The sequence below is a fragment of the Streptomyces sp. NPDC030021 genome, assembly GCF_055574035.1.
This window is the reverse complement of the sequence record NZ_JBVIAH010000005.1, coordinates 127,284-150,773: the sequence shown is the minus strand read 5'-3', so window position 1 is coordinate 150,773 and position 23,490 is coordinate 127,284. Positions and strand designations below refer to the sequence as shown.

Genomic DNA, 23,490 nt, shown 5'->3' with positions numbered 1-23,490 from the left:
ACGGCCGGACGACCGACCCACCAGTTTACGTGGATCTCGTCCGGCCGTTCACCAACCCGTTCAGCCCTTCGCGGTGGGCTCCTTCGGCGGCGAGGACCTGACGGGGCTGTCCACGGGGCCGCGGCGCACCGAACCCGGGGCGTTCCAGTCCTGGCGCTTCTTCGCCCGCCGCTTGGCGAGCTCCGAGGACTCCAGCTGGTAGGGCACCGAGGTGACCATCACACCGGGGGTGAAGAGCAGCCGGCCCTTGAGGCGCAGCGCGCTCTGGTTGTGCAGCAGGTGTTCGTACCAGCGGCCGACGACGTACTCGGGGATGTAGACGCTGACCGCGTCGCGCGGGTTCTCGCTGCGCAGGCCCTTGACGTACTCGACCACCGGGCGGGTGATCTCCCGGTACGGCGAGTCGAGGATCTTGAGCGGAACGTTGATCCCGCGCCGGTCCCATTCCTCGCGCAGGGCCTTGGTCTCGGCCGGGTCGACGCTGATGCTGAGCGCTTCCAGGGTGTCCGAGCGGGTCAGCTTGGCGAACGCCAGGGCGCGCAGCGTGGGCTTGTGGACCTTGGAGACCAGGACGATCGAGTGGACCCGGGAGGGCCGCACGCTGTCGTCGCTGGGGCCCTCGGCGGCGGCGATCTCGGCGGAGACGCGGTCGTAGTGCTTCCGGATCGCGCTCATCGTGCCGTAGAAGATCAGCATGCCGAGCAGGGCCACCCACGCACCGTGGGTGAACTTCGTGGCGAGGACGATGACCAGCACCATGCCGGTGAAGAAGGCGCCGAAGGCGTTGATCGCCCGGGAGCGGTGCATCCGGCGGCGGGCGGCGGCGTCGCGCTCCGATTTCAGGTGGCGGTTCCAGTGCCGGACCATGCCGATCTGGCTCAGCGTGAAGGAGACGAACACGCCGACGATGTAGAGCTGGATCAGCTTGGTCGAGTCCGCGTCGTAGATCCAGACGAGCAGGATGGCCGCGCCGGCGAGGAGCACGATGCCGTTGGAGAAGGCGAGCCGGTCTCCCCGGGTGTGCAGCTGGCGCGGCAGGTAGCGGTCCTGCGCGAGGATCGAGCCGAGCAGCGGGAAGCCGTTGTACGCGGTGTTCGCGGCCAGGAAGAGCACCAGCGCGGTGGCTGCGGCCAGCAGGATGAAGAGGAAGCTGCCGTCACCGAAGACGGCTTCGGCCACCTGCGAGATCACCGGGTTCTGGATGTACTCGGGGCCGACCGGGACGCCGTTCGCGAGGAGGTCCTCGGCGGGGTTCTCGGCCATCCTCACGTCGCTGGCCATGGCCAGGCCGATGATCCCGCAGAACATGGTGACGGCCAGGCCGCCCATGTAGGCGAGGGTGGACGCGGCGTTCTTGCTCTTCGGCTTGCGGAAGGCGGGTACGCCGTTGCTGATGGCCTCGACGCCGGTCAGGGCGGCACAGCCGGAGGAGAAGGCCCTCAGCAGCAGGAAGACCATCGCGAAGCCGGCCAGCCCCTGTTGCTCGGGTTTGATTTCGAGGTCGGCGGTCGGCGCCGTCAGGGTCTCGCCGAGGACGATGCCCTTCCAGGCACCCCAGCCGATCATGACGAATACGGCGGCGACGAAGACATAGGTCGGGATCGCGAAGAGCTTCCCGGATTCCTTCACACCGCGCAGGTTCATCAGTGTGAGGAGAAGGATCATGACGGTCGCCGAGAGCACCTTGTGCTCGATGACGAAATGCACGGCGGAGCCGAGATTCTCGACTCCGGAGGAGATCGACACGGCAACGGTCAGGACGTAATCGACGAGCAGGGCGCTCGCCACGGTGAGGCCGGCCCTGGGTCCGAGGTTCGTGTTGGCGACCTCGTAGTCGCCGCCACCGCTCGGGTAGGCGTGGACGTTCTGGCGGTAGGACGCCACGACGGTGAACATCAGCACGACGACCGCGAGCGCGATCCAGGGGCTGTACTGGTACGCCGACACGCCCGCGATCGACAGGACCAGCAGGACCTCGCCAGGGGCATATGCCACGGAGGACAGCGGGTCGGAAGCGAAGACGGGAAGGGCGATCCGCTTGGGAAGGAGTGTTTCTCCGAGGCGGTCGCTGCGTAGCGCCCGGCCGATCAGGATCCGTTTGGGCACGTCGGTCAGTTTGGACACGCAGAGGATCGTAAGCGTTCGAAATCAGACTGACGAACCCCCACCCCCTCATACCGCAATCCCGCCGCAATTCCTCCCCACCCGCAGCACGACTGCGGCGCAAGAGGCCCCATCGGTGACCGCCCGTGTGTAGCTTGGGCCATGGTCTGAGACCCTGTTAAACCAGAGCATGCAATGAGGCTGGGAACCAGCGAGTCGCTGACAGCCGGAAGGACGGCCGTGCACATCGTCATCATGGGTTGCGGAAGGGTGGGCTCCGCCCTCGCGCAAACCCTGGAACAGCAGGGGCATACGGTCGCCGTCGTCGACCAGGACCCCACCGCATTCCGCCGGCTCGGCGCCGGATTCGGCGGCCGCCGCGTCACCGGGGTCGGCTTCGACCAGGACACCCTGAGGGAGGCGGGAATCGAGGACGCGGGCGCCTTCGCCGCCGTCAGCAGTGGTGACAATTCCAACATCATCGCTGCCCGCGTGGCCCGCGAGATGTTCGGCGTGGAGAACGTCGCGGCCCGTATCTACGACCCCAAGCGCGCCGAGGTCTACCAGCGCCTCGGCATCCCCACCGTCGCCACCGTGCGGTGGACCGCCGACCAGATGCTGCGCCGGCTGCTGCCCTCGGGCGCGGAGCCGCTGTGGCGCGACCCGAGCGGCGGGGTGCAGCTCGCCGAGGTGCACACCTCCGCCGCCTGGATCGGCCACAAGGTCAGCAAGCTCCAGGACGAGACGGGCGTGCGCGTGGCGTTCCTCACCCGCCTGGGCGAAGCGATGCTGCCCACGTCGGCGACGGTCCTGCAGGAGGGCGACCTCGTCCACGTGATGATGCGCACGGACGAGATCGACAAGGTCGAGGCGGCGTTCGCCGAGGGGCCTGAGGAGGCACACGCATGAGGGTCGCGATCGCCGGTGCAGGCGCGGTGGGCCGCTCCATCGCGGGCGAACTGCTGGAGAACGGCCACGAGGTGCTCCTGGTCGACAAGGCCCCGACCGCCATCTCTGTCGAGCGGGTGCCGCAGGCCGAGTGGCTGCTGGCCGACGCCTGCGAGATCACCTCGCTGGACGAGGCGGCGCTGCAGCGGTGCAACGTGGTCATCGCGGCCACCGGTGACGACAAGGTCAACCTCGTCGTCTCGCTGCTCGCCAAGACCGAGTACGGGGTCCCGCGCGTGGTGGCCCGCGTCAACAACCCGAAGAACGAGTGGCTCTTCAACGAGTCCTGGGGCGTCGACGTCGCCGTCTCCACGCCGCGCCTGATGTCGGCCCTGGTCGAGGAGGCCGTGAGCGTCGGCGACCTGGTCCGGCTGCTGCGCTTCAGCCACGGCGACGCCAACCTCGTCGAGCTGACCCTGCCGGCCGACTCCTCGGTCGCGGGCACCCAGATCGGCGACATCACCTGGCCCGAGGACACCTCGCTGGTCACGATCATCCGGGGCAACCGGGTCCTCACCCCGCACGGGGAGGAGACCCTGGAGCCGGGAGACGAACTGCTCTTCGTGGCCGCCCAGGCCCGCGAGGAACAGCTGGAGGACCTCCTCCAGGCCCGCCGCTAGCCCTGCGGGCCTGCTCGACGACGAAGGGGGCGCGCCCTGCCGGGCGCGCCCCCTTCGGGCTTCCCGCCCGGACCGTCTCGGCACCCCGGCAGGCCCGGCAGCAGTGGCCCGCCCCGGGCCGCCGGTCCTACGGAGCCACCCCCGCGCAGTGGTCTGCCCTGCGGGCGCCGGGACGCGCTCCTGCGGCCCTCCGCACCCCGGGGCCCAGCCCCGCGCCGGAGCCACGCGGCCGTTCCGGCCCGGGAGGCCGGAGGCCGGGAGCGGCCCGCCATGGAACACCCGACGCGGGCCCCGCCCCCGCGGGCGGCAGGACGCGCTCCTGGGGCCGTCCGGCGCCGGGGCGCGCGGCGGCCCCGGCCCTGCGCCCGCGGGCGCATTCCGGTGCGGCAGCGCAAAGGGGCGGGACCGGCCTCCCGGCCGGTCCCGCCCCTTGCGTCAGCTCTGCGCCGTCAGGCCTTCGGCCCCTTGGCGGCGGCCTCGGCGGCCTCCTTGGCCTCCCACTCCGCGATCACGTCGATCGGCGGCGGCGCCTTCGCCAGGAAGACCCAGGTGAAGTACACGGCGAGCACCATCGGCGGGAGCTTCAGCCCGATCAGGACCCAGCCCAGCTGCGTCGCGTCACCCCACCAGTACAGCGGGAAGAGGATCGCGTACTTGGCGAGGAAGATCAGGCCCCAGGCCAGGCTGGCCTTGACGTACGCCTTCTTGCGCCCGGGGTTGCGGGTGCGCCAGGAGAGGTTCTCCTTGAACACCGGGCCCAGGATCACGCCGAGCAGCGGGAAGCCCACCAGCGCCGAGACCGTGAAGGCCACGCCGAGGCCGACGCCGTAGATCATGCCGGGCAGGTAGAAGCCCTTCGCGCTGCCCGTGAAGAGGGCGAAGGCCACGCCCACACCCACGCCGAAGACCCCGCTGAAGGCGTGCTTGACCGTGTCCTTGCGCAGCAGCCGCACGACCACCAGCAGGACCGCGACCGCGCCGGCCGCGATGGCGGACCACTTCACGTCCTTGTTGATCGTGTAGATCATGACGAAGAGCAGCCCGGGCAGCATCGTCTCCACGGTGCCCCGGATGCCGCCGAAGGCATCGAAGAGCGCCGCCTGGGTCACGGCCTTCTGATCCTCGGACGGCGCGGCGGCATGTCGCGGCCCCGTCGGTTCCGGGGGGGTCCGTTTGTCGAGTGACGTCACCGGTCAGTGCTCCTGTCCGAGCGGGCGGAGTTCGTACTTCGGGTTGAAGAGCACCCGACGGCCGTGGGTCATGGAGATGCGCCCCGAGGCAATCATGCGTCGGCCGGGCTCGATTCCCACGATCGAGCGACGCCCGAGCCAGACCACGTCCAGCGCGGCCGAGCCGTCGAAGAGCTCGGCCTCCAAGGCGGGGACGCCCGCGCGCGGCCGCAGGGTGACCGTACGCAGGGTTCCGGTCACCTTGACTATCTGGCGGTCGTGGCAGTCGCAGATCCGCGTACACCCCGCGGCTTCTGCGTCCTCCTGCAGCTCCGCCGAATGCAGCTCCTCCTGGGAGGTGGACAGCCGCTCAATCATCCGGCGGAACCGGCCCGCAGGCCTGGTCGGCTTCGCGGACTTCTCGGGACGCGGTTCAGCACTCATACAGGAAGCGTACCGGCGTGCCCACTACCGCTCGAAGCGGTATCCCATGCCCGGCTCGGTGATGAAGTGCCGCGGATGCGAGGGGTCCGCCTCCAGTTTGCGCCGCAGTTGGGCCATGTAGACCCGCAGGTAGTTCGTCTCGGTGCCGTACGAGGGCCCCCAGACCTCCTGGAGCAGCTGCTTCTGGCTGACCAGCTTGCCGCTGTTGCGGACCAGGACCTCCAGCAGGTGCCACTCGGTGGGCGTCAGCCGTACGTCGCGTCCCTCGCGCACGGCCTTCTTGGCGGCCAGGTCCACCGTGAAGCCGTCCGTCTCCACGATCACCTCGTCCTCGCCGGAGCCCGCGGCCGGCTCGGCCCGGCGGACGGCGGCGCGCAGCCGTGCCAGCAGCTCGTCCATGCCGAAGGGCTTGGTGACGTAGTCGTCGGCGCCCGCGTCCAGGGCCTCGACCTTCTCGTCGGAGCTGTGCCGGGCGGAGAGGACCAGGATCGGCACCCGGGTCCAGCCGCGCAGGCCCTTGATCACCTCGACCCCGTCCATGTCGGGCAGTCCGAGGTCGAGCACGACCACGTCGGGGTGGCGGGCGGCCGCGAGTTCCAGTGCGCTCGCCCCGTCGGCCGCGGCGTCGACCTCGTATCTGCGCGCCTTCAGGTTGATCACAAGCGCTCGGACGATCTGCGGCTCGTCTTCCACCACGAGCACCCGGGTCATTGAGGTCCTGCCTTCTGTCGCGTCATCCGATCACGGTCGTGATCAAGTTCCATCGGTTCCATCGGTTCCGCCGTCGCGCCGTCGCCCCCGCCGTCGCCCCCGCCCGCGCCCGCGCCCGCACCCGCACCCGCACCCGCACCCGCACCCGCACCCACCGTGGCACGCTCCGGTGCCCCGGCGCCGCGCACCGCGCGCAGGGTGAGCACCATGGTCAGCCCGCCCCCGGGGGTGTCCTCGGCCGTCAGGGTGCCGTCCATGGCCTCGGCGAACCCCCGGGCGACGGCGAGCCCGAGGCCCACGCCGGCCCCGCGCGGGGCGTCCCCGTACCGCTGGAAGGGGGCGAAGATCCGGTCCTTGGCCTCGTCGGGCACGCCCCGCCCGCGGTCGACGACCCGGACCTCGACCCGGTCGCCGAGGCAGCTGGCCGCCACCAGGACGGGCTCCCCCGCCGGGCTGTACTTGACGGCGTTCTCCACGACGTTGGCCACGGTCCGCTCCAGCAGCCCCGGGTCCACCGCCACCATCGGCAGCGCCTCGGGCACGTCCAGCAGCACGCTGTCCTCCGGTACGCCGCCCAGCGCCATCGGGACCACCTCGTCGAGGTCGATCTCCCGGATCAGCGGGGTGACGGTGCCGGTCTGCAGCCGGGACATGTCGAGCAGGTTGCCCACCAGGTGGTCGAGGCGGTCGGCGCCGTCCTCGATGCCTTCGAGGAGCTCGGCCCGGTCCTCCTCGCTCCACTCCACGTCGGCGGAGCGCAGGGAGCTCACGGACGCCTTGATGGAGGCCAGGGGCGTACGGAGGTCATGGCTGACGGCGGCGAGCAGCGCGGTGCGGATCCGGTTGCCCTCGGCCATCCGGCGGGCCTCCTCGGCCTCGCCGACCAGTCGCTGGCGGTCCAGGACCACGGCCGCCTGCGCCGCGAAGGCGCCGAGCACCCGGCGGTCCTCGGCGGGCAGCACCCGGCCGGACAGGGCCAGGGCCATGTGGTCCCCGATGGGCATGTCCACGTCGGCGTCCTCGGGCCGGGCGGCGGGGCCGGGGCCGACGCTGCCGGCCGGTTTCCAGGGCTCCACGTCGCTCGCCCGCTCCAGCAGGGCCACGGATTCCATGGCGAAGGTTTCGCGTACCCGCTCCAGCAGCGCGTCCAGCGTGGTCTCGCCGCGCAGCACGCTGCCGGCCAGGAAGGAGAGGATCTCGGACTCGGCGCGCAGCCGGGCCGCCTGGTGGGTGCGGCGGGCGGCCAGGTCAACGACCGAGGCCACGGAGACGGCAACCCCGAAGAAGACGGTGATGGCGACGATGTTCTTGGGGTCGGACACCGTGAGGCGGTGCAGCGGCGGCGCGAAGAAGTAGTTCAGCAGCAGCGAGCCGAGGGCGGCGGAGGCCAGGGCCGGCCAGAGCCCGCCGAGCAGTGCGGCCGCCACCGTCAGCGACAGGAAGAGCAGCATGTCGTTGGCGAGGCCGAGGTCGGCGTCGACGTGCGTGAGCAGCAGGCACAGCAGGAGGGGGAAGACCGTCCCCACGACCCAGCCGGCGATGATCCGGGTCCGCCCGAGCCGGGCGGCCGAACGCACCACGGGCAGGCCGCGCCCCTTGGCGACGTGCTCGTGCGTGACGATGTGCACGTCGAGGTCGGGTCCCGAGTCGCGGGCGACGCTCGCGCCGACCCCGGGGCCGAAGACGTACTGCCACGAGCGGCGGCGGCTGGAGCCGAGCACGATCTGGGTGGCGTTGACCCCGCGTGCGAAGGCGAGCAGGGCGTCGGGGATGTTGTCGCCGATCACATGGTGAAACGTTCCGCCCAGGTCCTCGACCAGGGTCCGCTGGATCGCGAGCTCCTTCGGCGAGGCGGCGGTCAGCCCGTCGCTGCGGGCGATGTAGACGGCCAGGATCTCGCTGCCCGAGCCCTTGGCCGCCATCCGCGAGGCCCGCCGGATGAGCGTGCGCCCCTCCGGTCCGCCGGTGAGTCCGACGACGATCCGCTCCCGCGCCTGCCAGGTCGAGCGGATGTCGTGCTCGCCCCGGTACTGCTGGAGGTACTCGTCCGCCCGGTCGGCCACCCACAGCAGCGCCAGCTCGCGCAGGGCGGTGAGGTTGCCCGGCCGGAAGTAGTTCGACAGGGCCGCGTCGACCTTCTCGGGCTTGTATATGTTCCCGTGGGCCATCCGCCGGCGCAGTGCCTGCGGCGACATGTCGACCAGCTCGACCTGGTCGGCCCGGCGGACCACCTCGTCCGGCACGGTCTCCCGCTGCCGCACCCCGGTGATCGATTCGACCACGTCCCCGAGCGACTCCAGGTGCTGGATGTTCACGGTGGACACGACGTCGATGCCGGCCCGCAGCAGCTCCTCCACGTCCTGCCAGCGCTTGGCGTTGCGCGAGCCGGGCACATTGGTGTGCGCGAGCTCGTCCACCAGCGCCATCGCGGGCCTGCGGGCGAGGAGCGCGTCCACGTCCATCTCGGTGAAGGCGGCGCCCCGGTACTTCAGGGGCTTGCGCTCGACCTGTTCGAGGCCGTGGAGCATGACCTCCGTCCGCAGCCGGCCGTGGTGCTCGACGAAGCCGACGACGCAGTCCGCGCCCCGCTCCACCCGGCGATGCCCCTCGGAGAGCATCGCGTAGGTCTTGCCCACACCGGGTGCCGCGCCGAGGTAGATCCTGAGCTTGCCGCGTCCCATGCGCCCCATTCTCCGGGACGTCCACGCCGCGCACGCACCGATCGGCGCCCCGGCTGCGATCCCTGACGGATCCCTGACGCGGGATGCCAGGGGGGGCACACGCCGGTGGGCCCCACCCCGAAGGAGTAGGGCCCACCGGCCGGAATACATGACGAGCCCCCCTGTGCGCGGGGGCCGTCCGAGGTCAGCGGACCTCGGTGATCTCCGGGCCTCGTTCGAGCTGGCCCATGCCGCCGCCGAAGCGGGAGCCTTCCTGGTCGTCCGTCTGCACGCCGTCCGGCACCATCTGGGCGTCGTTCGGCAGCTTCAGGACGATCGGGTCGCGGGGAGCCATCGGGCCGTCACCGCGGACGACGACGGTGTCCCGGAAGATCTGCTCCAGCACACCCGCCGACTCGGGGCGCACCGCGCCCTGGCCGGAGATGACGCCGCGCAGGAACCAGCGCGGACCGTCGACGCCGACGAAGCGGACCAGCTGGGCGCCGGTCTGCCCGTCCGGGAGCGGTACGGGCACCTGGGCACGCAGCTCCCAGCCCAGGGAGCCCTGGGCCTCGTCGATGATGCCGCCCTGCTGGGTGATACCCGCGGCGATCTCCTCGCGGACCTCGCCCCAGATGCCCTCCTTCTTGGGCGCGGCGAAGGCCTGCAGCTGCACGGCACTGTCGCCCAGGACCACGGTCGCGGCCACGATCGCGTCACCGGCGACCTCGACGCGCAGCTCCATGCCCTCGACGCCGGGTACGAGGATGCCGCCCAGGTCGACCCGGCCGTCGGCCGGGTTCCCGAGCACCTCGGAGACGTCCCAGGGGCCGTCGGGCCGCGGGGCCGGCGGCAGGTTCACCCGGCGCGGGGCGGCGGTCTCCTGCTCGCCCGCGTCGTCCTGCTCGGCGACGCCGTCTACGACCTGCTCGGCCGCGCCGCCGTCATGGGCGGAGTCGTTCTTCTTGCGACGTCCGAACACGTCACTGTCCTTCCCGGTCGGTTACGACCGAAGCGTAGCCATTCCCACCCTGCTGACCAGCCCCGGATCCGGCCACGGCCGCATGCCCGCCGGTGGAGCCGAAGCCCCCCTCGGCCCGGGCCGAGCCGGGAAGTTCCGCCACCTCGTGGAAGCGCACCTTCTCGACCCGCTGGACAACCAGCTGGGCGATGCGGTCGAAACGCTCGAACCGGACGCTCTCGCGTGGGTCGAGATTGACCACGATCACCTTGATCTCCCCACGGTACCCGGCATCCACCGTCCCCGGGGCATTCACGAGCGCGAGCCCGCAGCGTGCGGCCAGGCCGGACCGCGGGTGCACGAACGCCGCGTACCCGTCGGGCAGGGCGATCGAGACGCCGGTGGGCAGGACGGCGCGCTCGCCGGGCTCCAGCTCGGCGGCCTCGGTGGTGACGAGGTCGCAGCCGGCGTCGCCGGGGTGCCCGTATGCCGGAATCGGCACCTCCGGGTCGACGCGGCGGATCAGTACGTCGACCGGCCGGCGGGAATCGTGGTTGCTCTGGGACATCAGGGGTTCACCTCAAAGGCGCGTGCGCGCCTGACCTGGTCCGGGTCGGCCATCGCCGCCTGGATCTCCTCGGGCCGTCCGTTGTCGATGAAGTGGTCGACCTTCACCTCGATGAAGAGGGCGTCGGCACGTACGGCGACCGGGCCCTGCGGTCCGCCTATCCGGCCGACGGCCGTGCAGTAGATCTTCCGGCCGGCGACGGCGGTGACCTCGGCCTCCAGGTGCAGCACGGTGTCCACCGGCACGGGCCGCACGAAGTCGGTCTCCAGCCGCCCCGTCACCGCGATGACGCGCAGCAGCCAGTTCAGGGAGCCCAGCGTCTCGTCGAGCGCGGTGGCGAGCACACCGCCGTGGGCGAGACCGGGTGCGCCCTGGTGCGCGGGCCTGACGGTGAACTCGGCGGTGACGCGCACGCCCTCGCCCGCCCGGGCCTCCAGGTGGAGTCCGTGGGGCTGGCCCTCGCCGCAGCCGAAACAGTGCTCGTAGTGCGCACCGAGGAGCTCGCCGGGTGCGGGCGCGTCGGGGTGCCTGACCGGCGCGGCGGCATCGGCAGGGGGCGTCAGCGCTGTGTTTCGTCCACTCACAGCCGCAGACCTTACCCGCGCGGCTACCCACCGGTCGCCTCGTGGCAGGCTTGTCCGCATGCAGCTCTCCACCGCGCACCACGACGAACGTCTGACCGCCCCCCGCTCCTGGTGGGGCATCGCCGTCCTGGTCGGCCTCGCGTTCGCGCTGATGCTGCTGCCGCTGGGCACGACGGCGCTGCTGGCCGGTCTGGTCGGGGGCACCGCGCTGTCCGGACTGGTGGTGAGTTCGTACGGTTCCGTGCGCGTGCGCGTGGTGGGCGGTGCGCTGGCGGCCGGTGACGCGCGGATCCCGGTGACGGCCCTGGGCGAGCCCGAGATCCTGGACGCCGAGGAGTCGCGCGCCTGGCGCACGTACAAGGCGGACACCCGCGCCTTCATGCTGATGCGCAGCTACGTGCCGACCGCGGTCCGTGTCGAGGTCACCGATCCGGCCGACCCGACCCCGTACGTCTACGTCTCCACCCGCCGGCCGCAGGCCCTGGTGGCGGCCCTGCTCGCCGCCCGTACCCAGGCGGCCTGACCGGCCCGTGGGACCGGTGGCCCGGCCGGGGCGGACCGCCCCGGCGGAGGACCTCAGCCGGCCGTGGAGGGATCCGCGGCCTCCAGTGCGATCCTGGTGGCCTCGGGAAGGGGCTGTACGGGCCGTTCCAGGGGCGGCAGCGCGCTCAGGGCCTCCCAGCCCACGGCCCGCCTCCGCAGGTCACCACGGACCTTCTCGGCGAGTTTGCGGGTGTCCCGCCGGTTCATGACAGCGCCGACGGCGGCACCCACCATGAACGGCATGAGGTTCGGCAGACTGCGGAACATCCGCTTCATGATCTGCTGGCGCAGTTCGCGCTTCATCTGCCCGCCGAGCGCCGCGTTCAGCGTGGTCGGCTTGGTCAGGTCGACCCCGCGCTCCTCCGTCCAGGCGGTCAGGTAGGCGAGGCTGCGCTCCCCCCGGCCGCCGTGCGGGCGCCGGCCGTAGACCTCGTGGAGTTCGGCGATGAGCTTGAGCTCGATGGCCGCGACCGCGGTGATCTCGGCCGCCAGTTCCGCCGGCATCGCGGGCGGCACGGGCAGCATGGCCGCGGCGCCGATTCCCGCGCCCACGGTCGAGGTGGCGGCGCAGGCGCCCGAGATCAGCTTTTCGGCGAGCTGCTCGGGGCCGAGGCCCGGGAACTGCGCGCGCAGCCTCGCGAGGTCCCGAACCGGAACGCGCGGTGCGTTCTCGATGATCCTGTCGGTGACGTACTGGGCGGCGTCCCTGACACTTTCGCCGCCCTTGCGCACACCGTTCTTGACGGCTTGCATCCGACGAGCCCCGGAACGGTGCCGGGACCCCTCGTCGGGATCGGTTTCCGACGGCACCGCCGGGGCGGTGTCGGAAGGTATGGCGATCGCCGCACTGGCGGAGCCGCCGGAAGCCCCAGGAGCCGTTTCCGGATCCATGGATGCCACCTGCGTCTCCGCCGGATCACCAGATTTCCGGAAGCGGCGCTTCCGAAAGGGTGTGGAGCCAGCCACGGCCGACGCCTGTCAGTCGCAGTCGCGACAGATCGGCTGACCGTTCTTCTCACGTGCCAGCTGGCTGCGGTGGTGCACCAGGAAGCAGCTCATGCAGGTGAACTCATCGGCCTGCTTGGGCAGGACCCGGACGGCCAGCTCCTCGTTGGAGAGGTCCGCGCCGGGAAGCTCCATGCTCTCGACAGAGTCGAATTCGTCCATGTCTGCGGACGAGGTCGACTTCTCGTTGCGCCGGGCCTTCAGCTCTTCGATGCTGTCGTTGTCGACGTCATCGTCGGTCTTGCGCGGGGTGTCGTAGTCCGTTGCCATTGTTCGCTCTCCCCCTCTGGGTGTTAGCGGTGTCTCAGCGCACGTAACGCACGAGAGGCCGGACTTGTGCCCGACCTGAGGCGGAGATTTTGCCTCACATCAAGGTCTGTTACTCAATCGACACCCAGCCGCCCGCCCGAAGGACGATTGGCTGGGATGACGAGCGGGACCGTACACGGTCCGAGGGCCGTCATGCACAAACGCCACCCCGTGTATTTCCCGCCATCCGAGGGGCCGGAAACCCGGACTTCCCGGGCGTTCCGGCCGCGACGGGGTCACTGAACGCACATGGGCCGACACCAGCCACTGTGATCGATCACACAGGACCGGTTGTTTTCACAGGGCAAGCATTCAGCCAAAAGCGAACACGGGGCCGGGGTCTCACAAGGGAAGAGTGACACGCATCACGAGGCCACCGCCTTCCCGGGGCATCGCCTGGATCCTGCCGCCGTGTGCGCGCGCCACGGAGCGCGCGATCGACAGACCCAGCCCGACCCCCTTGTCGCTGCCCGTGCGCTCCGTACGCAGCCGCCTGAAGGGCTCGAAGAGGTTGTCCACCTCGTACGCGGGAACAACGGGACCCGTGTTCGATACCAGGAGGACCGCCTGATCGTGCTGGGCCTCGGTGACGACCTCCACCCAGCCGTCCTCCGGCACGTTGTACCGGACGGCGTTCTGCACCAGGTTGAGGGCGATCCGCTCCAGCAGCACGCCGTTGCCCTGGACGACGGCCGGGGCGCGTTCGCCGCGGATCTCCACGCCCTTCGCCTCGGCCTCGCCGCGCACCTGGTCGACGGCGCGCGAGGCGACCTCCGCCAGGTCCACGGGTTTGCGCTCGACGATCTGGTTCTCGCTGCGGGCCAGCAGCAGCAGGCCCTCGACCAGCTGCTCGCTGCGCTCGTTGGTGGCGAGCAGGGTCTTCCCGAGCTGCTGGAGCTCAAGAGGCGCCCCCGGATCGGAGAGGTGCACTTCCAGCAGGGTCCGGTTGATCGCGAGCGGGGTCCGCAGCTCGTGCGAGGCGTTCGCGACGAACCGCTGCTGGGCCGTGAAGGCCCGCTCCAGCCGGTCGAGCATGTCGTCGAAGGTGTCGGCGAGCTCCTTGAGCTCGTCGTCCGGCCCGTCCAGCTCGATCCGCCGGGTCAGGTCGGAGCCCACGACCCGGCGGGCGGTCCGGGTGATCTTGCCGAGCGGCGAGAGCACCCGCCCGGCCATCGCGTAGCCGAAGGCGAAGGCGATGATGCTCAGCCCGAGCAGGGCCATCAGCGACCGGCTCAGCAGGTCGTCCAGGGCGTGCCGGCGCTGTTCCAGGACGCACTGGTTGATCGCCGCGGTGAACTGCTCGAACGGCTGGTTGGTGCCGCTCACACCGGAGCAGGTGGTGCTGGTGACCTCGATGTTCTGGCCGCGGACGATCGTGAACGGGATCGCGTTGCCCTGCCGCAGGGCCTGCGCCGCCAGCAGGTAGATGATCGACAGCAGCAGGATCCCGGCGATCAGGAACATCCCGCCGTACAGCAGCGTGAGACGTATCCGGATGGTCGGCCGCAGCCACGGGAAGGGACCCTCGGGCTGGCCGGGGTCCCATGTCGGTTTCGGTGGCGCCGCCGGTGGCGCGGGGGTGGTGGCCACGCGCATCAGATCCGGTATCCGGAACCGGGCACGGTCACGATGACGGGCGGCTCACCCAGCTTGCGGCGCAGGGTCATCACGGTCACCCGTACGACGTTGGTGAAGGGGTCGGTGTTCTCGTCCCAGGCCTTCTCCAGCAGCTGCTCGGCGGAGACGACGGTCCCCTCGCTGCGCATGAGCACCTCCAGCACCGCGAACTCCTTGGGCGCCAGCTGGACCTCCTTGCCCTCGCGGAACACCTCCCGCCGGTTCGGGTCCAGCTTGATGCCGGCCCGCTCCAGTACGGGCGGCAGCGCGACCGTGGTGCGCCGGCCGAGCGCCCGTACGCGGGCGGTCAGCTCGGTGAAGGCGAAGGGCTTGGGCAGGTAGTCGTCCGCGCCGAGCTCCAGCCCCTCCACCCGGTCGCTGACGTCGCCGGACGCGGTCAGCATCAGCACGCGGGTGGGCATGCCGAGCTCGACGATCTTCCGGCACACGTCGTCACCGTGCACGAGCGGGAGGTCCCGGTCCAGGACGACCACGTCGTAGTCGTTCACACCGACCCGCTCCAGGGCGGCGGCGCCGTCGTACACGACGTCCACGGCCATGGCCTCCCGGCGTAGTCCGGTGGCCACCGCATCGGCGAGCAGCTGCTCGTCCTCGACGACGAGTACGCGCACGTCGTTTCCTTCCTCCGAGCCCAGAAGGGCACACGTGTATTGCGTCGCCCATCCTGCCCGTTTCGGCCATAAACCGGCTGTAAGGCGGCTCGTGGAGGGGCTGACGGGGCGGAAGTGAGGATTCCCTGGCCTTGCGAGGTTTCTGGGCCCAGGGTGCAGGGGAGGACGAGATCACACCCCATCCACTCCCTGACGGCGGACAGCCACGTGCCGCCGCCGACCCACGAAGAGGGGGCGAACCCACCATGGACGCATTCACCGCGGGTCTCCTGCAGCGCATCAGGACAACGCAGTCGGACCTCAGGCACGCCCGCGAGACGGGCGACGACTTCCTCGCGGAAGTGGAACTGGCGGAGCTGGAGGATCTCCAGCGCCTGGCCGCCGAACACGGTGTCCCGGTCTCGGCCGCCGTGCCCGCCTGCTGATCCCCCGATCGGCCGGCCTGCCGTTCCCGCACGACCCCTGCACGAATATTCCTGCACGACCCCTGCACGACCCCTGCTCCTGCACGGCCTCTGCACGACGTGGACCCCGGACGCCCGAGCGGGCGTCCGGGGTCCACGTGCGTTCAGTCGTGCCAGGCTCCGGACTCCTCCAGCAGCGGCTGCAGCGAGGCGAACACGGCCGGCGTGGCGGCCAGGGTCAGCTCGCCCGAGGCGCGCTCACCCGGACGGCCCCCGGTCACGGCTCCGGCCTCCCGGGCGATCAGGTCACCGGCGGCCAGGTCCCACGGGTTCAGTCCCCGCTCGTAGTACCCGTCCAGCCGGCCGGCGGCCACGTCGCACAGGTCCAGCGCCGCCGACCCGCCCCGCCGGATGTCCCGCACCAGCGGGATGATCCGCGCCGCGACCTCGGCCTGGTGGGCCCGCCGGGTCTGCACGTACGCGAAGCCGGTCCCGACCAGTGCCTGGTCCAGCGGCGCCGCCGGCCGGCAGGCGAGGCGCGTCGTACCCAGCCACGCCCCGCCGCCGAGCACCGCGTGGTAGGTCTCCCCGCGCATCGGGGCCGCCACGACGCCCACCACGCTCTCGCCGCCGTACTCGGCCGCGATGGACACCCCCCAGCTCGGGAGCCCGTAGAGGTAGTTCACGGTGCCGTCCAGCGGGTCGACGACCCAGCGCACCCCGCTCGTCCCCGGGGTGTCCGCGCCCTCCTCGCCCAGCAGCCCGTCCTCGGGCCGCCGCTCGGCGAGGATGCCGGTGATCAGCTTCTCCGCCGCGATGTCCATCTCGGTCACCACGTCGATCGGGCTGGTCTTGGTCGCCGCCACCGCCAGATCGGCTGGGCGGCCGTCGCGCAGCAGAGCCCCGGCCTGCCGGGCGGCCTCCAGGCCCACGTCCAGCAGTTCGGCCTTCAGCTCGTCAGAGATCACGGTCCCACTTCCTACGCGTACGGACTGTCCACGCCCGCGGCCGCCGGCCGGGGGCCCCGCGCCGGGCAGCAGCCCACCGCGCACAGGTCATGACTCTGGCCCAGCGTGCCGACCCAGCACTCCGCGACCGGCTCCCCGCGCTCCTTGGCGGCCCGCTCCAGCACCAGCTCCCGTACGGCCCCGGCGAAGCGCGGATCGGCGCCGACGGTCGCGGACCGCCGCACGGGCAGGCCCAGCTCGGCCGCCTTCGCGGTGGCCTCGGTGTCCAGGTCGTAGAGGACTTCCATGTGGTCGGAGACGAAGCCGATGGGCACCATGACGACGGCGGGCGCACCGGCCGCGTGCAGGGCCTCCAGGTGGTCGCAGATGTCCGGCTCCAGCCACGGGATGTGCGGGGCGCCGCTGCGCGACTGGTAGACGAGCTCCCAGGTGTGCGCGACCCCGGTCCGGGCGGCGACCTCGTCCGCGATCACCCGGGCGACGTCGAGGTGCTGCTTGACGTACGCCCCGCCCTCGCCGTCCTCGGTGTGGTCCTCGACCGGACCGGAGGTGTCCGCGGCGGCGGTCGGGATGGAGTGGGTGGTGAAGGCGAGGTGGGCGCCGGAGCGCACCTCCTCGGGCAGCGCGGCCAGCGAGGCAACCACCCCGTCGATCATGGGCTCCACGAAGCCGGGGTGGTTGAAGTAGTGGCGCAGCTTGTCGACCCGCGGCAGCTCCACGCCCTCCTCGGCGAGCGCGGCCAGCGCGTCGGCGAGGTTCTCCCGGTACTGGCGGCAGCCCGAGTACGAGGCGTACGCGCTGGTCGCGAGCACCGCGATGCGGCGGCGCCCGTCGGCGGCCATCTCCCGCATCACGTCGGTCAGGTACGGGGCCCAGTTCCGGTTGCCCCAGTAGACCGGCAGGTCCAGCCCGTGCCCCGCGAAGTCCTTGCGCAGCGCGTCCAGCAGCTCGCGGTTCTGCCCGTTGATCGGGCTGACCCCGCCGAACCCGAAGTAGTGCTGCCCGACCTCCTTGAGCCGCTCGCGCGGGATACCGCGCCCGCGCGTGACGTTCTCCAGGAAGGGCACGACGTCGTCGGGTCCCTCCGGGCCGCCGAAGGACAGCAGCAGGAGGGCGTCGTAAGGGGCGGCGGAGCCGCCGTCGGGGGCGCGGAGCTGGTCTGACATGCCTCGAATCCTGCCACCCGGCGTCCGCGCCCGGGCAACGGACCCGGCCCGTCCCACACCTCGGACAGCAGGTAAGGTCACCCTAACTTCCTGTCGGTATTTTCCCCATGCGGGCACCTTGTCGGCAGACGTAACCTGTCCGAGCCAACCACGTCCCTTACGGAGGGCACCACCTTGCCCAGTCCCTACCGCGCGATATTCGCGACCCCCGGCACGAAGGGGTTCACGGCCGCCGGCCTCCTGGGCCGGATGCCGCTGTCCATGGTGGGCATCGGTGTCCTCACGATGATCACCGAGCTGGGCGGCAGCTACGCCCTCGCGGGCGGCATCACCGCCACCATCGCCCTGTCCGCGGCGGCCGTGGGCCCCCAGGTGTCCCGGCTGGTCGACCAGCACGGACAGCGGCGGGTGCTGCGCCCGGCCACCCTCACCGCGGCGGCCGCGGTGACCGGCCTCCTGGTCGCGGCGGCGAACGGCTGGCCGAGCTGGACGCTCTTCGTCTTCGCCGTCGTCGCCGGGTGCGTGCCCAGCGTCGGATCGATGGTCCGGGCCCGCTGGACGGCCCTCCTCCGCGACACCCCCCAGCTGCACACGGCCTACTCGTTCGAGTCCATCGTCGACGAGCTCTGCTTCATCGTGGGCCCGCCGCTGGCCGCGACGCTCTCGGCCGGCTGGTTCCCCGAGGCCGGCCCGGTGGTCGCCCTCGTCTTCCTGCTGACGGGCGTGTGGTGGCTGACGGCGCTGACCGCCACCGAGCCGAAGCCGCACCCGCACGAGGAGCACACGGACCGGTCCTCGGCGCTGCGTTCCCCCGGCCTCCAGGTGCTGGTGGCGACCTTCGTCGCGACCGGCGCGATCTTCGGCTCCGTGGACGTGGCCACCCTGGCGTTCGCCGCGGAGCACGGCAACAAGTCCCTCGGCGGGGTGTTCCTGGCGGTCTGGGCGTTCGGATCCTGCCTGGCCGGCATCGTCTTCGGCCTGCTGCACTTCAGGGGCAAGGCCGAACCTCGCTGGATCCTGGGCATCAGTGCGATGGCCGTGAGTATGATCCCCCTCCTACTGGCCGGGAACCTTCCGTTTCTGGCCGTGGCGCTCTTCGTCTCGGGCCTCGCCATCGCTCCCACGATGATCACCACGATGGCCCTGATCGAGGCGCATGTGCCACACGCGAAGCTGACCGAGGGCATGACCTGGATCAGCACCGGCCTCGCGGTCGGAATCGCGTTCGGGTCCTCCGTGACCGGCTGGGTCGTCGACGCAGCGGGTGCGCAGACCGGGTACGTCGTCTCCGTATCGGCGGGAGTGGCCGCGGCGGCGGTTGCGTTCGCGGGATACCGCCGGCTGACGAGGCCGGCGCAAGGGGAGGAGCCAGCAACCGATGGGGACGGCGACAGCAGGGAAGAGCGGCGGGGAACGGACCGCGTGGCATAACTGGGCGGGCAACATCACCGCCACACCGGCCCGCACGGTGACACCGGCTTCGGTCGGGGAGCTCCAGGAGACGGTCCGCCGGGCCGCCGAGGACGGGCTGCGGGTGAAGGCGGTCGGCACCGGCCACTCCTTCACCGCGGCCGCGGCGACCGACGGGGTGCTGGTCCGCCCGCAGGCCCTGGCCGGGATCCGGTCGATCGACCGGGCCGCCGGGACCGTCACGGTGGCGGCGGGCACGGTCCTGAAGGACCTCAACGTGGCCCTGGCCCGGGAGGGCCTGTCGCTCACCAACATGGGCGACATCATGGAGCAGACCGTCTCGGGCGCCACCAGCACCGGCACCCACGGCACCGGCCGCGACTCGGCCTCCATCGCCGCCCAGATCCGCGGCCTGGAACTGGTCACCGCCGACGGCCGGCTGCTGACCTGCTCCGAGAAGGAGAATCCCGAGGTCTTCGCGGCGGCCCGGCTCGGCATCGGCGCGCTCGGCATCGTCACCGCGATCACCTTCGCCGTGGAGCCGCTCTTCTTCCTGACCGCGCGGGAGGAGCCGATGGGCTTCGACCGGGTGACGGCGGAGTTCGAGGAGCACTTCGCGGAGAACGAGCACTTCGAGTTCTACTGGTTCCCGCACACCGGCAACTGCAACACCAAGCGGAACAACCGCAGCCAGGGCCCCGCCGCCCCGCCCGGACCGGTGAGCGCCTGGATCGAGGACGAGTTGCTCTCCAACGGCCTCTTCCAGGCCGTCAACTCGCTGGGCCGCGCGGTCCCGGCCACCATCCCCTCCATCGCCCGCGTGGCCAGCCGCGCCCTGTCGGCGCGCACGTACACGGACATCCCGTACAAGGTGTTCACCAGTCCGCGCCGGGTGCGCTTCGTGGAGATGGAGTACGCCCTCCCGCGCGAGCAGGTGGTCGAGGCGCTGCGGGAGCTGAGGGCGATGGTCGACCGTTCCGGGCTGCGGATCAGCTTCCCCGTGGAGGTGCGGACGGCTCCTGCGGACGACATCACGCTGTCGACGGCCTCCGGGCGCGAAACGGCGTACATCGCGGTGCACATGTACAAGAGCACCCCGTACCAGGCCTACTTCACCGCGGCCGAGCGCATCTTCACGGCGCACGGCGGGCGTCCGCACTGGGGCAAGGTGCACACGCGGGACGCGGCGTACTTCGCGGAGGTCTACCCGCGGTTCGGCGAGTTCACCGCGCTGCGCGACCGCCTCGACCCGGACCGGGTCTTCGGCAACGACTACCTGCGGCGCGTCCTGGGCGACTGAGCTGTCCGGGGGTCAGGGCGCGCTGGGCCGCGCGGCCGGCGCCGACGCGTCCGGGCCGGCCGGCGGGGCGGACGGGGACGGCGGAGCGGGGGCCGGGGACGAGCTCGGGTCCTCCTTCGGCGGGGAGGTACCGGGCGCCGGGTCCGCGGAGGCCCCGGGGGTCCCGGAGCCGGAGGGGCTGGGTGCGGGGCTCGGGCTCCGGCCGCCGGGCGACGGTGAGGGGCTCGGGGAGGTCCCGGACCCGGGGCCCTGCCCGCCCTTCTCCTCGCCGCCCGGCTCGTCGCGGGGCGGGGCGGGACGGTCCCGGCCCGCCGTGCGGGTGCCTCCGGAGAAGAGCGTGCCGCCGCCGCTGCTGACGGAGGTGCCGGCCATCGCCTCGTAGGTGCCGAGGCCGCCGACGGCGATGGCGAAGGCCGCGCCGGAGGCGACCGCGGTGCGCTTCCAGCCCCGTACCCGGGTGCCGTGCACGGTGGCCTCGCCGAACTCCTCCGTGGCGGCCCCCGTGGCCGTGGTGTCCGCGCCCGACGACTGCGCGCGGGGCGGGGGCACCTGACGGGCCCTGGGCCGGGCGCTCTCGCGCAGCTGGTCGCCGGTGCGCCGGAAGAGGTGCTGGATGACGGGCCCGCCCGCGGTGGCGACCACGCTGACCACCCCGGCTCCGAGGATGGTCCCGTAGACGCCCATCTTCGAGGCGAGCAGGGCGGCCGCGACGGTGGCGAGGGAGGAGCCGGCGACCTGGGCCGCGCTCAGGTCGAGCGTCTTCTTCTCCGGTTCGCCCTCGACGTCCCGCGTCGACTTCTGACCCATCGCCATGCCCGGTGTGTCCCGCCTCTCGCGCTTCTCCTCTTCCAGTAGTTACCGACCGCTGAGCGAAGCAGATAGTTCCGTTTCTGGTGATTATGTGAAGCAAGACACCCGAAAACGGACCACGGGTGCAGGTCGGACCCGATCGAAGGCACGCCAACTCCCGCCGTCCGGGGAAAGTTCGGCGGCGCGGCGGTCCACCCAGGTGGCCCGAATGGAGTACTGTGGCGAGCCCTGGGGCCGTCCTTCCTTTCGGATGTCCGGACTCGGGAGAGGGGGCCGACGGATGGAACACGGCACTCAATGACCGGTGATGCCGCGGTATTGCACGGGCTCCTGCTGCGCACAGTAACCGTTCGGTCACTGTGCGTGCCCAACAGGTAACCGTGCCATAACGGCGATCAAGGGCGCATGCCCGACACGCCGGTTTAACTCGGCAAGGTTGTGGCAGGCTGCACCCGGGCAGGCCACACTCGACTAGCGGAAGCAGCGACGCACGTGACGTCGGCAGGCACCACCCGGGAGGTCCCCATGCCCGAACTGCGTGTCGTGGCCGTCTCAAATGACGGCACACGACTGGTGCTCAAGGCTGCGGACAGCACGGAGTACACGCTTCCGATCGACGAGCGGCTCCGGGCCGCCGTCCGCAACGATCGCGCGCGCCTGAACCAGATCGAGATCGAGGTGGAGAGCCACCTCCGCCCCCGCGACATCCAGGCCCGCATACGGGCCGGTGCCTCCGCGGAGGAGGTCGCTCAACTCGCCGGCATCCCCGTCGACCGCGTACGCCGCTTCGAGGGCCCGGTGCTCGCCGAGCGTGCGTTCATGGCCGAGCGCGCCCGCAAGACCCCCGTACGCCGTCCCGGCGAGAACACCGGTCCGCAGCTCGGCGAGGCCGTGCAGGAGCGGCTGACCCTGCGCGGGGCCGAGAAGGAATCCGTCCAGTGGGACTCCTGGCGCCGCGACGACGGCACCTGGGAGGTCCTGCTCGTCTACCGGGTCGCGGGCGAGCCGCACTCGGCGAGCTGGACCTACGACCCGCCGCGCCGGCTGGTCGTGGCCGTGGACGACGAGGCCCGTTCCCTGATCGGCGAGTCGGAGGACCTGCCGGCGACGCCGGAGCCGAGCTTCCCCTTCGTACCGCGGATCGCGCGTCTGCCGCGCGACCGGCCGCTGGACCGCGCCCTGGACCGGCAGCTGGAGCGGGCCGACAGCAGGCCCGCACCGGAACCGGAGGAGGAACGGGACACCCTCACCAGCCTGCTGGAGGCCGTCCCGAGCTTCCGCGGCGACATGGTGGTCCCGGACCGCACCGAGACCCCGGACGACACCGAACCGGAGGCGGAGGAGCCGCCGGCCCCCGCCGCCTCGGCGGGCGCGGGCGCCGCGTACGCCGATGTCCTGATGCCGCGCACGGTGGCGGGCCACCGGGACCGCCTGACGGGCACCACGGACCGCCAGGCCGAGGCCGACGGGGTCCGCCCCGGGCGCCGTGCGGCGGTACCGAGCTGGGACGAGATCGTCTTCGGCACCCGCCGCAAGAAGCAGGAGTAGGAACAGGAGCGCGCGTAGCCGCCGCCGGGCCGGACCCGGCGGCGGCTACGGCCCTGTCCGCCTACTGGGGGTCCGGGCCCGTGGCCACCGGGCGGGCCGGGTCGCCGGACCATTCGGACCAACTGCCCGCGTAGAGGTCGGACTCGATGCCGGCCACCTCCAGGGCCAGCACCTCATGCGCTCCGGAGACCCCCGAGCCGCAGTACACGCCCACCGCCGTCCCCTCGGAGGCGCCGAGCGCCTCGAACCGGGCACGCAGGGCGTCCGCCGGCCGGAACCGCCCGTCCGGGCCCACGTTCTCCGTGGTCGGGGCCGACAGCGCGCCCGGGATGTGGCCGCCGACCGGGTCGATCGGTTCGACCTCGCCCCGGTAGCGCTCCCCCGCACGGGCGTCCAGGAGCACCCCCGCACGCGCGCGCAGGGCCGCCGCGTCCGCGTCCAGCAGCCCGACCGCACCCGGAGCTGGCTTGAAATCGCCCTCCGCAGGAGTCACCCGGTCGGCCGTCACCGTACCCCCGGCGGCCGTCCAGGCGGCCAAGCCGCCGTCCAGGACCCGCACGTTCGGGTGACCCGTCCAGCGCAGCAACCACCACGCCCGGGCCGCCGCCCAGCCCAGTCCACCGTCGTACACAACGACGGGCCCGTCCGCCGGAACGCCCGCGCGCCGCATCGCCTCCCCGAAGACCTCCGGGTCCGGCAGCGGGTGGCGGCCGCCCGGCCCGGGCGGACCTGCCAGTTCGCGGTCGAGGTCGACGTACACCGCTCCGGGCAGGTGTCCTGCCTCGTAGGCGGGCCGCTGGTCGGGGCCGCCGAGCTGCCAGCGGACGTCCAGCAGCACCGGCGGGCGGGGGCCCGCCAGCTCGTTCCTCAGTTCGGCGGCGGCGAGGATCGCAGATTTCGCAGTCATGCCGGCCATCTTCCTCCCCGCCCGGCACCGGCGTAACAAGCCCGTCATCGGCGGGCCGAACCGATCCGGTCAACTCCGTGCCAGGCCCTCTCGATGCGGCGCG

The 23,490-nt window shown here is 71.8% G+C and carries 23 protein-coding genes; 7 read left to right on the top strand and 16 right to left on the bottom strand.

Going from position 1 to position 23,490, the window contains the following annotated elements; translation table 11 throughout:
- Positions 1-60: 60 nt before the first annotated feature.
- Positions 61-2,124, bottom strand: coding sequence for an APC family permease (locus ACZ4YL_RS12045; protein WP_468115855.1), 2,064 nt, complete (start codon positions 2,122-2,124; stop codon positions 61-63).
- A gap of 219 nt (positions 2,125-2,343) precedes the next feature.
- Between ACZ4YL_RS12045 and ACZ4YL_RS12040 the strand changes: the two genes are divergently transcribed.
- Positions 2,344-3,012, top strand: coding sequence for a potassium channel family protein (locus tag ACZ4YL_RS12040; RefSeq protein WP_030016272.1), 669 nt, complete (start codon positions 2,344-2,346; stop codon positions 3,010-3,012).
- Positions 3,009-3,671 (top strand): potassium channel family protein, encoded by a 663-nt coding sequence (locus tag ACZ4YL_RS12035; protein WP_189739014.1) that lies wholly within the window; start codon positions 3,009-3,011, stop codon positions 3,669-3,671. Before ACZ4YL_RS12040 ends, ACZ4YL_RS12035 begins: the two co-directional genes overlap by 4 nt.
- Before the next feature lie 449 nt (positions 3,672-4,120).
- On the opposite strand, the gene ACZ4YL_RS12030 is transcribed toward ACZ4YL_RS12035, so the two are convergent.
- The 7 genes from ACZ4YL_RS12030 to ACZ4YL_RS12000 form a co-directional block, all read right to left on the bottom strand.
- Positions 4,121-4,861, bottom strand: a complete 741-nt coding sequence (locus ACZ4YL_RS12030) for a DUF3159 domain-containing protein (protein ID WP_468115852.1) — start codon at positions 4,859-4,861, stop codon at positions 4,121-4,123.
- Between the two features lie 3 nt (positions 4,862-4,864).
- Complete coding sequence (locus tag ACZ4YL_RS12025) at positions 4,865-5,284, bottom strand: OB-fold nucleic acid binding domain-containing protein (protein ID WP_468115850.1); 420 nt, start codon at positions 5,282-5,284, stop codon at positions 4,865-4,867.
- Between the two features lie 24 nt (positions 5,285-5,308).
- Positions 5,309-5,995, bottom strand: coding sequence for a response regulator (locus ACZ4YL_RS12020; protein ID WP_266605846.1), 687 nt, complete (start codon positions 5,993-5,995; stop codon positions 5,309-5,311).
- Complete coding sequence (locus ACZ4YL_RS12015) at positions 5,992-8,676, bottom strand: DUF4118 domain-containing protein (protein ID WP_468115848.1); 2,685 nt, start codon at positions 8,674-8,676, stop codon at positions 5,992-5,994. The genes ACZ4YL_RS12020 and ACZ4YL_RS12015 overlap by 4 nt, the downstream gene beginning before the upstream one ends.
- 184 nt (positions 8,677-8,860) lie before the next feature.
- Positions 8,861-9,637 carry a DUF3710 domain-containing protein gene (locus tag ACZ4YL_RS12010; RefSeq protein ID WP_468115846.1) on the bottom strand — a complete coding sequence of 259 codons (777 nt, stop codon included), beginning with the start codon at positions 9,635-9,637 and terminating at the stop codon, positions 8,861-8,863.
- Between the two features lies 1 nt (position 9,638).
- Positions 9,639-10,184, bottom strand: a complete 546-nt coding sequence (dut, locus tag ACZ4YL_RS12005) for a dUTP diphosphatase (protein ID WP_150259936.1) — start codon at positions 10,182-10,184, stop codon at positions 9,639-9,641.
- Complete coding sequence (locus ACZ4YL_RS12000; protein ID WP_301365787.1) at positions 10,184-10,768, bottom strand: PaaI family thioesterase; 585 nt, start codon at positions 10,766-10,768, stop codon at positions 10,184-10,186. Before ACZ4YL_RS12000 ends, dut begins: the two co-directional genes overlap by 1 nt.
- Before the next feature lie 58 nt (positions 10,769-10,826).
- On the opposite strand from ACZ4YL_RS12000, the gene ACZ4YL_RS11995 reads away from it, so the two are divergent.
- Positions 10,827-11,291, top strand: a complete 465-nt coding sequence (locus tag ACZ4YL_RS11995; protein WP_468115844.1) for a DUF3093 domain-containing protein — start codon at positions 10,827-10,829, stop codon at positions 11,289-11,291.
- A gap of 53 nt (positions 11,292-11,344) precedes the next feature.
- On the opposite strand, the gene ACZ4YL_RS11990 is transcribed toward ACZ4YL_RS11995, so the two are convergent.
- The 4 genes from ACZ4YL_RS11990 to ACZ4YL_RS11975 all read right to left on the bottom strand — a co-directional run bounded on the left by ACZ4YL_RS11990 (position 11,345) and on the right by ACZ4YL_RS11975 (position 14,874).
- Complete coding sequence (locus tag ACZ4YL_RS11990; RefSeq protein ID WP_468115842.1) at positions 11,345-12,277, bottom strand: hypothetical protein; 933 nt, start codon at positions 12,275-12,277, stop codon at positions 11,345-11,347.
- 12 nt (positions 12,278-12,289) lie between these two features.
- Positions 12,290-12,586 (bottom strand): DUF4193 domain-containing protein, encoded by a 297-nt coding sequence (locus tag ACZ4YL_RS11985; RefSeq protein WP_030008769.1) that lies wholly within the window; start codon positions 12,584-12,586, stop codon positions 12,290-12,292.
- Between the two features lie 381 nt (positions 12,587-12,967).
- A complete protein-coding gene (locus tag ACZ4YL_RS11980; protein WP_468116254.1) occupies positions 12,968-14,215 on the bottom strand; it encodes a sensor histidine kinase in 1,248 nt (415 codons plus the stop codon).
- A 5-nt stretch (positions 14,216-14,220) separates the two neighbouring features.
- Entirely contained in the window at positions 14,221-14,874 is a 654-nt protein-coding gene (locus ACZ4YL_RS11975; RefSeq protein ID WP_030008767.1) for a response regulator transcription factor, read from the bottom strand.
- Positions 14,875-15,119: 245 nt separating this feature from the next.
- Between ACZ4YL_RS11975 and ACZ4YL_RS11970 the strand changes: the two genes are divergently transcribed.
- Positions 15,120-15,299 (top strand): hypothetical protein, encoded by a 180-nt coding sequence (locus tag ACZ4YL_RS11970; protein WP_030008766.1) that lies wholly within the window; start codon positions 15,120-15,122, stop codon positions 15,297-15,299.
- A gap of 143 nt (positions 15,300-15,442) precedes the next feature.
- Here ACZ4YL_RS11970 and ACZ4YL_RS11965 read toward each other — a convergent pair whose 3' ends face one another.
- The gene (locus ACZ4YL_RS11965) at positions 15,443-16,246 is read right to left on the bottom strand and encodes an inositol monophosphatase family protein (RefSeq protein ID WP_468115839.1); all 804 of its coding nucleotides are present in this window, start codon (positions 16,244-16,246) and stop codon (positions 15,443-15,445) included.
- 11 nt (positions 16,247-16,257) lie between these two features.
- Complete coding sequence (locus ACZ4YL_RS11960; RefSeq protein ID WP_468115837.1) at positions 16,258-17,412, bottom strand: ferrochelatase; 1,155 nt, start codon at positions 17,410-17,412, stop codon at positions 16,258-16,260.
- Positions 17,413-17,586: 174 nt separating this feature from the next.
- On the opposite strand from ACZ4YL_RS11960, the gene ACZ4YL_RS11955 reads away from it, so the two are divergent.
- Together ACZ4YL_RS11955 and ACZ4YL_RS11950 are read left to right on the top strand one after the other, a co-directional pair.
- Positions 17,587-18,843 (top strand): MFS transporter, encoded by a 1,257-nt coding sequence (locus tag ACZ4YL_RS11955; protein ID WP_468115835.1) that lies wholly within the window; start codon positions 17,587-17,589, stop codon positions 18,841-18,843.
- Complete coding sequence (locus tag ACZ4YL_RS11950; protein ID WP_468115833.1) at positions 18,791-20,122, top strand: D-arabinono-1,4-lactone oxidase; 1,332 nt, start codon at positions 18,791-18,793, stop codon at positions 20,120-20,122. Before ACZ4YL_RS11955 ends, ACZ4YL_RS11950 begins: the two co-directional genes overlap by 53 nt.
- Positions 20,123-20,134: 12 nt before the next feature.
- Here ACZ4YL_RS11950 and ACZ4YL_RS11945 read toward each other — a convergent pair whose 3' ends face one another.
- Positions 20,135-20,935, bottom strand: coding sequence for a hypothetical protein (locus ACZ4YL_RS11945; protein WP_468115831.1), 801 nt, complete (start codon positions 20,933-20,935; stop codon positions 20,135-20,137).
- Between the two features lie 522 nt (positions 20,936-21,457).
- Between ACZ4YL_RS11945 and sepH the strand changes: the two genes are divergently transcribed.
- Positions 21,458-22,480, top strand: a complete 1,023-nt coding sequence (gene sepH, locus ACZ4YL_RS11940) for a septation protein SepH (protein WP_468115829.1) — start codon at positions 21,458-21,460, stop codon at positions 22,478-22,480.
- Between the two features lie 61 nt (positions 22,481-22,541).
- Here the strand turns inward: sepH and ACZ4YL_RS11935 are convergent, their stop codons facing one another.
- Complete coding sequence (locus ACZ4YL_RS11935) at positions 22,542-23,387, bottom strand: sulfurtransferase (RefSeq protein WP_468115827.1); 846 nt, start codon at positions 23,385-23,387, stop codon at positions 22,542-22,544.
- Positions 23,388-23,490 lie beyond the last annotated feature (103 nt).